The organism is Centipeda periodontii DSM 2778 (assembly GCF_000213975.1).
Classification (GTDB): Bacteria; Bacillota; Negativicutes; order Selenomonadales; family Selenomonadaceae; genus Centipeda; species Centipeda periodontii.
In genome coordinates this window covers 1,985,994-1,997,078 of record NZ_GL892076.1, presented here as the reverse complement: position 1 = coordinate 1,997,078, position 11,085 = coordinate 1,985,994, and the positions used below count along the sequence as shown (strand labels likewise).

General features: G+C 52.5%; 16 protein-coding genes and 1 CRISPR repeat array. All 16 genes read left to right on the top strand.

The features are described from left to right. Window positions 1-33: 33 nt before the first annotated feature. A CRISPR array of direct repeats spans window positions 34-1,925; the repeat unit is 33 nt; unit sequence GTCGCGCCCCGCACGGGGCGCGTGGATTGAAAC. A gap of 83 nt (window positions 1,926-2,008) precedes the next feature. Continuing rightward, a complete protein-coding gene (locus tag HMPREF9081_RS09085; RefSeq protein WP_006306899.1) occupies window positions 2,009-2,515 on the top strand; it encodes a helix-turn-helix domain-containing protein in 507 nt (168 codons plus the stop codon). Beyond that, on the top strand, window positions 2,512-2,775 hold the full coding sequence (locus HMPREF9081_RS09080) for a hypothetical protein (RefSeq protein ID WP_006306898.1): 264 nt from the start codon (window positions 2,512-2,514) through the stop codon (window positions 2,773-2,775). Before HMPREF9081_RS09085 ends, HMPREF9081_RS09080 begins: the two co-directional genes overlap by 4 nt. Before the next feature lie 6 nt (window positions 2,776-2,781). Next, on the top strand, window positions 2,782-2,997 hold the full coding sequence (locus HMPREF9081_RS09075) for a helix-turn-helix transcriptional regulator (protein ID WP_006306897.1): 216 nt from the start codon (window positions 2,782-2,784) through the stop codon (window positions 2,995-2,997). A gap of 152 nt (window positions 2,998-3,149) precedes the next feature. Next, on the top strand, window positions 3,150-3,458 hold the full coding sequence (locus HMPREF9081_RS09070) for a hypothetical protein (protein WP_040394951.1): 309 nt from the start codon (window positions 3,150-3,152) through the stop codon (window positions 3,456-3,458). Continuing rightward, the gene (locus HMPREF9081_RS09065) at window positions 3,455-4,219 is read left to right on the top strand and encodes a ParA family protein (protein ID WP_006306895.1); all 765 of its coding nucleotides are present in this window, start codon (window positions 3,455-3,457) and stop codon (window positions 4,217-4,219) included. Before HMPREF9081_RS09070 ends, HMPREF9081_RS09065 begins: the two co-directional genes overlap by 4 nt. Window positions 4,220-4,244: 25 nt before the next feature. Further along, a complete protein-coding gene (locus HMPREF9081_RS09060) occupies window positions 4,245-5,264 on the top strand; it encodes a ParB/RepB/Spo0J family partition protein (RefSeq protein ID WP_167535619.1) in 1,020 nt (339 codons plus the stop codon). Next, window positions 5,261-5,491, top strand: a complete 231-nt coding sequence (locus HMPREF9081_RS09055; RefSeq protein ID WP_006306893.1) for a hypothetical protein — start codon at window positions 5,261-5,263, stop codon at window positions 5,489-5,491. The genes HMPREF9081_RS09060 and HMPREF9081_RS09055 overlap by 4 nt, the downstream gene beginning before the upstream one ends. A 33-nt stretch (window positions 5,492-5,524) precedes the next feature. Next, the gene (locus HMPREF9081_RS09050) at window positions 5,525-5,839 is read left to right on the top strand and encodes a DUF4406 domain-containing protein (RefSeq protein ID WP_006306892.1); all 315 of its coding nucleotides are present in this window, start codon (window positions 5,525-5,527) and stop codon (window positions 5,837-5,839) included. Then, window positions 5,836-6,114 (top strand): hypothetical protein, encoded by a 279-nt coding sequence (locus tag HMPREF9081_RS09045; protein WP_006306891.1) that lies wholly within the window; start codon window positions 5,836-5,838, stop codon window positions 6,112-6,114. Before HMPREF9081_RS09050 ends, HMPREF9081_RS09045 begins: the two co-directional genes overlap by 4 nt. 135 nt (window positions 6,115-6,249) lie before the next feature. Beyond that, window positions 6,250-6,711: a M23 family metallopeptidase gene (locus tag HMPREF9081_RS09040; RefSeq protein ID WP_006306888.1), complete on the top strand. Its 462-nt coding sequence runs from the start codon at window positions 6,250-6,252 to the stop codon at window positions 6,709-6,711. 15 nt (window positions 6,712-6,726) lie between these two features. After that, complete coding sequence (locus tag HMPREF9081_RS09035; protein ID WP_006306887.1) at window positions 6,727-7,845, top strand: hypothetical protein; 1,119 nt, start codon at window positions 6,727-6,729, stop codon at window positions 7,843-7,845. A 220-nt stretch (window positions 7,846-8,065) separates the two neighbouring features. Further along, window positions 8,066-8,608, top strand: a complete 543-nt coding sequence (locus tag HMPREF9081_RS09030; RefSeq protein ID WP_006306885.1) for a hypothetical protein — start codon at window positions 8,066-8,068, stop codon at window positions 8,606-8,608. 56 nt (window positions 8,609-8,664) lie between these two features. Continuing rightward, a complete protein-coding gene (locus HMPREF9081_RS09025) occupies window positions 8,665-9,213 on the top strand; it encodes a S26 family signal peptidase (protein ID WP_006306884.1) in 549 nt (182 codons plus the stop codon). Between the two features lie 9 nt (window positions 9,214-9,222). Beyond that, window positions 9,223-9,729 (top strand): hypothetical protein, encoded by a 507-nt coding sequence (locus tag HMPREF9081_RS09020; protein ID WP_006306883.1) that lies wholly within the window; start codon window positions 9,223-9,225, stop codon window positions 9,727-9,729. A gap of 32 nt (window positions 9,730-9,761) precedes the next feature. Further along, a complete protein-coding gene (locus tag HMPREF9081_RS09015) occupies window positions 9,762-10,301 on the top strand; it encodes a hypothetical protein (protein ID WP_040394948.1) in 540 nt (179 codons plus the stop codon). Window positions 10,302-10,304: 3 nt separating this feature from the next. Continuing rightward, complete coding sequence (locus tag HMPREF9081_RS09010) at window positions 10,305-11,060, top strand: VirB8/TrbF family protein (RefSeq protein WP_006306881.1); 756 nt, start codon at window positions 10,305-10,307, stop codon at window positions 11,058-11,060. Window positions 11,061-11,085 lie beyond the last annotated feature (25 nt).

The window sequence follows — 11,085 nt, the reverse complement described above, 5'->3', positions numbered from 1 at the left end:
AATCTCCTGTCCTAGGCAGGTGATGAGTGTTACGTCGCGCCCCGCACGGGGCGCGTGGATTGAAACTACGAACTGAAAGGATTCGACCGAGAAACCATTGTCGCGCCCCGCACGGGGCGCGTGGATTGAAACCTGCAGAAGAACACGCCGCACGGGCACTGCGCCAGTCGCGCCCCGCACGGGGCGCGTGGATTGAAACACACAGCGATGTAATCAGACGGCTGCGCGATGAGTCGCGCCCCGCACGGGGCGCGTGGATTGAAACGATTGGCATCCGTCAGTGGCGCACATGCGAGCGTCGCGCCCCGCACGGGGCGCGTGGATTGAAACCTCGTTTCGGCGGCGAATACGACCATGACCGAAGTCGCGCCCTGCACGGGGCGCGTGGATTGAAACCTCGTTTCGGCGGCGAATACGACCATGACCGAAGTCGCGCCCCGCACGGGGCGCGTGGATTGAAACTCTGCGCTCATGTTCATCCTGTTGTGTGCTAGAGTCGCGCCCCGCACGGGGCGCGTGGATTGAAACATGCGTCGAAATCACTCAAGATTACGGCGCCGCGCGTCGCGCCCCGCACGGGGCGCGTGGATTGAAACCCTGCCAGAAGCGCGGGCGCGTATCATGTCGGCGGTCGCGCCCCGCACGGGGCGCGTGGATTGAAACTCGCCGACCGCATTACACGCCTTTTTGAGTTCGTGTCGCGCCCCGCACGGGGCGCGTGGATTGAAACACGAGTTCAGCCGAATTTGAGGTCCAACACACGTCGCGCCCCGCACGGGGCGCGTGGATTGAAACTGAGAAGAGGAGTCGCCGCTTGCATACGAGCCGAGTCGCGCCCCGCACGGGGCGCGTGGATTGAAACATTGACGTAAACATAAAATTATTATAAGAGCTTGTCGCGCCCCGCACGGGGCGCGTGGATTGAAACACCAGAACAGCCACCCCACGTCTCTGCCTCCGGGTCGCGCCCCGCACGGGGCGCGTGGATTGAAACGCGGCTTGCCCGCAGCACAAAGGATCTATTAGCGATGTCGCGCCCCGCACGGGGCGCGTGGATTGAAACCTGCCTTGTGCGACGATATGCCGGCGTAAGAATGTCGCGCCCCGCACGGGGCGCGTGGATTGAAACGCCCGTCAGGTGGTCGCCGTCGCGCACCTTCTGGGTCGCGCCCCGCACGGGGCGCGTGGATTGAAACGCGGTCAAAAGGCGTTGCGATCAAGAGCCTAACGTCGCGCCCCGCACGGGGCGCGTGGATTGAAACAGAGGACGTGGCGGGGGGTGTAGACCCCCCCGCGTCGCGCCCCGCACGGGGCGCGTGGATTGAAACTGATTTGGTCAGACCTTTTGTCGTAGTGGTACGGTCGCGCCCCGCACGGGGCGCGTGGATTGAAACATCGCGGAGGCGGAGCGGCTGCGCGAGAAGAACGGTCGCGCCCCGCACGGGGCGCGTGGATTGAAACGTCTCAGCAATCCGAATATGATGCTTTGACTTCGTCGCGCCCCGCACGGGGCGCGTGGATTGAAACTCCGTGACGCTCTGTCTTGCTCACGACTTCGCGGTCGCGCCCCGCACGGGGCGCGTGGATTGAAACAGCTCCATGCTGACGGTAATATCTGTAAACGCTGTCGCGCCCCGCACGGGGCGCGTGGATTGAAACGAGCAATTTTCGTGAGCGTGCCTATCAGAACGGGTCGCGCCCCGCACGGGGCGCGTGGATTGAAACTAAAAATCCGAATAATAAACTCGAAATCAAGTGGTCGCGCCCCGCACGGGGCGCGTGGATTGAAACACTCACTTGTGCAATATTATGACCAGTACAGCAAGTCGCGCCCCGCACGGGGCGCGTGGATTGAAACCATGCGAGCTCATCCGAATCATGCTGCGGTAAACGTCGCGCCCCGCACGGGGCGCGTGGATTGAAACTTAGGCTCTATGATAAATGTTGTGGAGACACATTATGTGTCCTGCAACATTTATTTTTTTGTGCGAAAAGAGGTGAGATCAGAATGATAAAGCCTGCTGAGTTTGTCAGCTATGTTGATTCGCTCCCGGAGGAGTGCATCGAGATTCGCACGGAGGATGAGATACGTTTCCATATCCCTCGTGTCGATGAGGTGAAATGTCCCTCGTGCGGATCGCATCATACCGAGGTGCATCAGTACCGCCTTCAGACGTTACAGGGGATTCCAAATGCCACGAAGCAATATGTTTACAATCGTCGGCGGTATCGCTGCCAAGACTGCGGAAGAACCTTTGCAGAGAAAAATCCTTTTCTTGCGGAGCGGCAACGTCGGATTGGGAATCGGCTGCGGCAAATTCGGGCACAAAAGAAGATCACGCAGGGGCAGGTCATTGAAGCCGTCGGAATACCTCTTTATCTGTATAAGAGATATGAGGATGACACCGAAGCAGAAGTGCCGCCGACCTTGGTCGCAATGCAGATCGCCAACTATCTCGGCGCAGATGTACTCGAGATATGGGGAGATCAGATTGATGGGGGGAGTATGTCATGAGGCTTTTTGTACGCGGAGTTCTCATTGGTCTTGTAACGGCTGCTCCGAACGGATTCCACCTAGACATCAAGAAGTTTGCTCGATATCTGGTTGCATCCGTAGAGGAAGCGGGGGAGACGTTGCATGACCTTGAAGCAGAAGGAATATTGCAGTACGAACAAGAGGATGAGGCTGTTTCTGTCTGGGCATCCAGTTATACGGAGGAGAACATAGAACACAGGGGCGGCTTTCGGCGTGATCCTTCCACCGAGGAGGGATAGCCCCACATGAAATATGATCTGGAGAACAGGTTGAGGGAAGTTCGCCTCCAGCAGGAAAAGCAGCAGGAAGAAATTGCCAAACTGGCCGGGGTATCGCGCAGGACATATATACGCTATGAGAACGGATCCATTTCACCGAGCCTTATCTCAGCATTTCGTATCGCCGATGCTTTGGGAATCGACAATCTCAGAGATATATGGACATATAAAAATCCGCATTGACCGTACATCAATGCGGATTCAGGAGGGATGATGATAAGCTCTGCGACTGAGATTTTCACCTTCACCACCAGTTTCTCGCATAGCGTAGCAGAATTTTATTAAAACTGCAAGGACATTTTCATTGAATTTTAGGACAAATGAGGAGGTATGAGATGGATGACCAGCAGTCCCGCTATGCTCTTATGCAAAAAATTGCATCCCTCGAACAGAAAGTCCAATACCTTGAGACGATCATCGAGGTACACCACATATCCAAATTTGAGGAAAACTTACATCGTCTGAAACTCAACATACGATCCGGCGTCCGGCAGCTCTCTGCGGAGTTTCAGGCAATGGAGCATGATCCCCAAAATGCGGAGCGTGTCAGCGATCTGATTGACTATATGCGACAGGTCATCAGCGAACTTGAACGCTTTACCTATTCGGACGGTACGGATCAGAGGACAGGGAGGAAAACATGAAAACCATCAGTTTCATCAATCTCAAAGGAGGCGTCGGTAAGACGACGATCTCAACATGGCTGGCGTATCTGCTTGCCGAATCGTGGGACTTGCGTGTCCTGTTTATTGACAACGACAAGCAGGGCAATGCCTCGCGTTGGCTTGGAGCAGATGAGCGAAAAGGAACGCTCACGAATATCTTGATGGACGGGGCATCTGTGCATGATGTTTTGCAGAAATCGCAGTACCACAACATTGACTGCATTGCTGCGGATATGGGGCTTGTCGAGGCGAATTATGCCGTCATCGGCGATCAGGAGACGCGGCAGGACTTGATTCTGAAAAATGCGCTTGCGGAAATCGCCGATGATTATGCTGTCTGTGTGATCGATAATCCGCCGGACATCAACATGAGTGTTTTCAATGCACTCGCCTGTACGGATGATGTGATTATCGTGACGCTTCTTGAATTGGACAGCATCGAGGGCATCCGCAAGATGCACGATCAGATTACGGATGTGCAGCAGTTCAATCCGGGCTTGTCCATTAAAGGCGTTCTCGTGAATCAGTATATGGCATATCCGGAAGCAATCGAACTCAGCAAAGAGTTGGAGCGTGAGGGGGTTCCCCTCTTCCGGTCGCGCGTTTCCTACGCGACACCGATGGCAAAACGGCACAAGCGAGCCGTGCACGTAAGAGTATCTTTGAGGTCTGTCCTCACTGCCGTGTGGCAAGGGATGTCCTTCGATTTGCGGAGGAACTGCTCCAATGAAAAAACATAAAGGAAGTATGCTTTCCTATCTCAACATGGCAACACAAAACGCAGCAGTTCAGCGTTCCGTCTATCGTGTTGAGAATATCGACGCAGAAAAGATTGTACCAAACGAAAAGAACTTCTATTCGATTGAGGGCATTGAGGAAATGGCAAACTCGCTTGCCGTTTCCGATCACATGGCACCGTTGGAGGTAACTGCGAACGGCGACGGCACATATCGCCTGATCTCGGGTGAGCGTCGTCTCTCTGCAACACTCTGCCGCATCCGGCGCGGTGAAATCGATAAGGCAGAATTGCCGTGTCATGTTTTACCCGCCTTTGAAGCAAAGGGGGCACTCTCTGCCGAACAGGTAGAGATGCTCTCCATCATATTCGCCAACAACTACCGTCAGAAGACGGTGTTGGATCAGCTGAACGAGGTTCAGCAGCTTGAGCCGATTGCACGGGCAATCTATCAGGAGGCAAAAGAAAAGGGCGAACTCGCGGATGCAAACGGAGTGAATATGAAGTTTCGTACGTTCTTCGCCGAGCATATACTCTCTACTTCAAAATCGGCGTTACAGCGTCTACAGACACTCTCGCAGCTTACGGATGAAGCCAAAAATGCGTTTGAGGAGGGGCTGATTGGTAAAAGTGTTGCAGTGGAGATTGCCACTTTAGATCAGGAGCTACAAAACAGCTTCGTCGCCTCCATTCGTGCAGGACGGCTCTCCGGAACACTTTCTGATCTGGCAGCACATCTGAAAGCATCGAATCCGGAGCCGGAGGCAGAGACGGAAGAAGATGCAGCAGCTTCTGAAGTGACGCATGAAGTTCCCGCAGAGGATGAGGCTTTTACAGATGCGGAGGAAGCTCCCGATCAAGCACATCAGCAAGAAGGACATACGGCGTATGAGATCACTTCCCCTGTAATATCCTCCTATACAGAAGATGATACGCGCGATGAAATCGCCTCAATCAAAGAGGACGAGAGCATTTCAGATGTTTATGACGAGACACGGGGGAAGCCCTTGAAACCCTTCTTGAAGAGGAGGAAGGGCAGGAGCGATTGATTACAGATGCTCTGTCTTCATCTGAGGAGAATGATAAATCCTCGCTTGCCGTCGAAGAAAGTATCTGCCCAAGTGAGCCGATTACCGCACGGGAGGCAGTAGATACCCTTCGCAAACTCCTGCAATCCATGAAAGCGAGCGGGCGGACGCAGGAGGCGGCAGCCATTGATTTTGCTCTCGATACAATGAAGTTCGGTTATGCGTGGATTTCATCCCCCGTTCCTTGAAGCCCTTTTCAACTATGAAAGCAGAGGATTACCATGAACCTTGAAGGGAAAATCGTATTCATCTCTGGTGCGATCACCGGTATTGATGGATATAGGAAAATTTTTGCTGCGGTAGAACGATGGCTGCTTGAGCAGGATTGCACGGTGCTCAATCCTGCTGTGCTACCGCCGAGCGGTCTGGAATGGGATGCGTATCTTCGCATCACAACGGCGATGGTACGCGAAGCGGATGCCATCTATGTACTCCAAAACTGGGAGCACAGCAAAGGCGTTCGCGAGGAGATTGCTCTCGCAGCACAGCTTGGCAAGGAAATCATCTACGAACCACGAGAGGCGGTCATTGTATGAGAAAATTTATGATCGCAGAAAAGGCAAATATGGGAAATGCTCGCGTGCTTTATCCGTATTATCGTATTGGTTTTGGGGCAAGAGACACTGCCATAAAGCAATTCCTCGAAAGCCCTTTTTGGTGTGGTCTTTGTCCTGAAGATGAAGATCTGGCAGAAGAGCATTACACTGAGGAGGCGGCAGAAGAGTTCTTTGTAACCTATCAAGTCTTATTTGACCATGAAGGAAAAAATGTTCTTGCTCCTCAATGGCTTGTAGATGCAATGAACGAGTAGCTGTTATTTTGCACATTGAATGAGGACGTATGAAAAAACATACGAGGCAGCATTTCAACGTATGCTTGATAAGAGACGTACAGATGGTTTTCCTGCACAATGGGAGACCGGTGCGGATGTTATGAAAGGACAGTCATGAACAAAAAAGTCTTTTCCGCAGGAGCAGTGCTGTTCCTGCTCCTGCTTTTCCCGTTCTGCGTTCATGCAGCCGATCTTCCTGTGACCTCGGCGTTCGGATGGCGTTATCATCCAATCTCAGGAGAGTGGTCTTTTCATGCGGGCGTAGATCTCGGATATGCAGCAGGAACGCCTATTCCTGCGCTCTTTGACGGTGTTGTGGTTCAATCTGGAGACTATACGGACGGTTATGGAAATCAGGTGTTGCTCTATCATCCTGCGTATGACACATATACACGATATGCTCATATGTCGGATGTGTATGTGACGGTTGATCAGTATATACCACAAGGAACTGCGATCGGGCTTGTAGGGGCGACCGGTTATGTGACCGGCGCACACCTGCATCTCGAGTATATCGTCCGCGACGTGGAGGGAGGGTATGTATATGCAGACCCCCTTGTTTTGTGGCAGTATTAGGAAAGGTGGAGAACGATGGCAGCGACAAGTCTTCTGATTTCGGAATCCCCGCTCACCGTCCAACCGAATCTTGCTGTTCTAATCGGTCTGAATGAGGCGATATTTCTTCAGCAGCTGCAATACTGGATCAGCCGCGAAGCGGGCTTCTGCGACCAATATGGACGCCGCTGGATTTACAATACAGTCAAGCAGTGGAATGTTCAATTTCCATTCTGGTCGGAAAGCACGATAAAACGCATCATCAAGTCGCTTGAAGATCAAAAGGCGATGCTTTCAACAGTGATCGGAAATTCGTATAACAAGACGAAAGCCTACACTGTCAACTATGCGCTTATCGAAGAACTTAGTGAAAAAATCGTACACGAGCAATTTCAGGCGAGCGTAGCAAGCGTTGATCGGCGTATTTCTATTCCTCCACCAACGGGAGAAAGCGGGGGACATACGGAAGAACGCTATGTTTTTGATACTGCGGAATCGGAACATACAGACCTTGACGTATCGGATGATGATGAAGAAGGTCAAAAAATCAAAGTGGGTGAACCTTGGATAAGTGTCAAAATGACACCACATGAGGAGCAAGATGAACCTCATACGGGTGTCAATTTGACCCCACAGAAAAAAAGCGCCGAACCCCCAGTAACGGCGCGGGTTTGCGTGCCCTCCTCGCGCGCGTGCGAAACAGAGACTACAACAACAGAGAACACGCATAGAATTCATGAAACAACAACAGGCGATGTCCGCAGCCTCTGTGCTGCGCTCGGCGTATCCGGCGCCTCACTGGAACGCTTTATCCGTAGCTATGGCGAGGCGGCAGTGGGCGAAAAAGCGTGCCTTCTAGAGATCGCCATGCAGACAAAGAGTATTCGCAATCCGACGGGATGGCTTCATGCTGCGCTCAGAGACGGCTATACGTTTACTCCCGTTCGTCCCGCAGCGCAGGAGACTGCGAAAGCGCAGAAACCTCCTCCGCGTCCCTACGTTCCGCCGGCTGCCCCTTCTGTGGAGAAGGAGCAGGATGCTCCTGTTACCGGCAATCTGCAAGAGGCTCTTAGCCGGATGGAGGACTCTTCGGTCTTTGCAAAGGAGTTCCTGCTGCGCCAACGCGGGAACGCAGAAGGACGGGCAAGCCCGTGATGGGAGGATTTTTATGCAGGTGAAATCACGGATAAAATGCCCCGACTTGGGGCTTACACTCGCATCAAATGCCTTGAGAGAGGCGTTGCAGCAGCAGAAACCGGTGCTGCCGATCACGCTCGAAGAGCTGCAAGGTCTATGTGCGCGTGAGAGACGCCCGCGTATTCTTGCCGGGTATCTTCGATGGTAGCGGGAGGAAATCTCGCGGCTGCTTGCCCGTGTGCTTGTCGAGAATGTCAGCGCGCTAGAGGCAGAGTTTTTAGAGCGTCATTATCGTGACGGGAGAAGCGTTCACTATCTCGCCCTTCGGCTGCCAGCCTCCGAGCGGCACTTATATGCGATACATGAGCGTATTCTGCGCAGATTGTCCTCGCTCCTGTTCTATCGTGCCAGCACTGCGGATGCCTACGCGCCCATCGTGTTGCAGAACCTGCTATCGATCCTTGATATGCGCATTGGCACGTTTGTGCTTCGTGCAGAGCTGCCGCTTGCGGCAGGATGGCTTGAATCACTCTATGATGCGCGTACGCGATGCCGGTCACTGCTCTCTCTCATGGAGGGTTTTACCCGACAGAGCGGCGAGAGGAGCGAATACGAGCGTGTGATATGCGCCAAGATCGCGCATCCATTTGCCGCTGCGGCAGAGCTGCCGGGGCTTGCGGGGGTGGATTCTGTAGCTGCAAGCACGATACACGCATATTTGCGCAGGTATCTTGATGCGGTCAGAAAAATCGTAGGAGAGACAAAAAACTCGCGTACTTAGAAAAACGTGCAGTATTTTAATTCTGCATTAGGTTATTCTGGAAGGGCGGTGATCTGTTGCGACACAGATATTCTTTTACGATTCAACAAAAAATTTGGATTGGCGTCGTTTTCCTCATCGCCATTCTTGCGCTTTTTGCAGATATATGCCATTGGCAATTTCCTCAGCAGGATATATTGTTCTACAACCAAACAGCAAGTCTTCCGCGCGGAATCTATCTGCGTATTCCGGCAGCGACGATCGAACGCGGCGATATTGTTGTCTATGATCCGCCGGAGGAAGTCCTAGACTTTGCAGTTCAGCGAGGATATACGAAACATAAGGATGTCCGTTTTTTGAAGCGTGTCGGTGCTGTTGCCGGTGATGCATATAGCATTGGAGAACATGGAGTTTTTTGTATAAACGGCGCATATATTGGGGAAGTGCGAGAGCTGGACAGCAAAGATCGCCCATTACCGCAGCTTGCACAGGGAGATTATGTTGTGTCTGATGGGATGTTCCTGCCAATCGCCGACACTACGCGCAGCTTCGACGGGCGTTATACAGGCACAGTACCTATTACGCGCATCAGGGCTGTGGTCATACCTGTTTTTACCCAATGGTGAGGAGGCGTTATGTCGGGAGAAATGAGAATCCGGACATGGACAGCGCGGAGCAGGGCAGACTATGAGCTGCGTGTGCAGCCGAAGATCCATACGCTGCTCTCATCTCTCGGCGGGAACAGTATGTATGCTGAGTTGTCCATCGCAGAAGCGCTGCGTCTTCTGATTGGGGAACAGGAAGCGGATGTATTGATTCGCGTCATAATGATTGAGCATGATCTGCGGTTTGTTCTGCGCTCAGAGTGTGGAACTTTTCCCGCCGATACAGTACGTCGGCGGGTACACTCTTTTGCAAAGAATGCGAAGATCAACGCGCTTGCGTGGCAAACATTCGCAGAAATGCAGCCGGAACATCGAAACATTTGGCGCATCCTAGCTCCCGTCGAATGTGCTTGTCTGGATATGAGCGGGAAAAAGGTGACACTGCTTTTTCGTCATCCGTTTGAAAGCAAAATTCAGAGAAGCATTGGTGAGCTTGCACAAAATATGCGGATTGAGCATGAAGAAATTATCTATTGATGCTCGCGTGTAAAAATGTAGGGAGGTTATCCATGAGTATTTTGCCTTATTCATTTTGTCGAGATGATACCGAGAAAAAGACCTTGCGGCATGGGTTTCTTCTCGGGATGATGACTGCGGTCGTACTCCTTGTCCCGTTTCTTTTTGTCGGAGGCATCATCCTTATCAATGCGGCAAGAAGTCCGGCGTATGCAGCAGAATCCCCGCCGGTATCAGAAGACGTTATGATTCCGTATAGCGTCGTGCCGCAGCCGGAAAATAATGAGAGCAGCGTCAAAGATCAAGTGATCCAAGCTGTCCCGATCGGAGAAGCGCAGATCGCACAGCGAGCTGTACCGCAGGTAAGTGTTGCGGCGCAAATACCACTGCCCTCCGCAGTCGGTGTGTCCCCCGTAGTTCAGCAAGCGACTGCGATTGCTGAACAATACCCGCTTCCTGCTGCATCGCCTCCCCCCGAGGCGGCAGACGATGCAGCAAAGTCTTCGGTACTCACAGAGGGGATAACCTTCTCCGATCGGCGTATTGCATATTTCGGTGGGCAGGATGTGCCTACGGCTCAAACAGGGAGGTAGAACATGGGATTAAAATCTTTTCAGCAGCCGGAGAAGTTTTCCGACACCAGCAAGACACTAAGTCCTGCCGAACAGGCGCGCGAGGTGATCGATCGACGCATTGGGGGCGTTGCCATGCAAAATTACAACTGGCGACGTATTGCAATCGGTCTTTTGGTTGCCTGTGTTGTACTCTCCATCGGATTGACGGTGCAGTCGCTCAAATCGCAGATTATCCCTTACGTCGTCACTGTGGATAAGTCCACGGGCGAGGTAGAAAAAGCAGGTGCTTTTATAGCACAGGACTACACCCCGCAGGAAGTCGAGGTTCGCTATTTTATCGGGCAGTTTATACAAAACGCCCGGAATATCCAGCTCGATCCTGTCCAACAGGAAAAGATGCAGGGAAAAGCATTTGCTTACCTCACGCAAGCAGCCGCACAAAAATATGCGGCAATCCAGCGCAATGAAGGATTCAAGAACAAGTATGCGATGTATACCGTCCAAACAAAGATCACTGGTATCAAGAAGATTCCGGATACGGATTCCTACCATGCTACATGGACAGAGGAGGAGTTCAACATTGCCAGCGGCAAACAGGACGTAAAAAAATATGAGTGTGTCTTTGCTGTGACCACGATCCCACCGAAGGACGATCAGACTTTGCTTGTGAATCCGCTGGGACTTTATATCTCCGATCTCAACTTCTCGGCAGAAATCGGAACAAAGCAAAAGAATAATCAGAGCCAGCCTACACAGCAGCAGGAACAGGCGAAGTAGTCGGATGTACTGAAGGGAGAAAAAA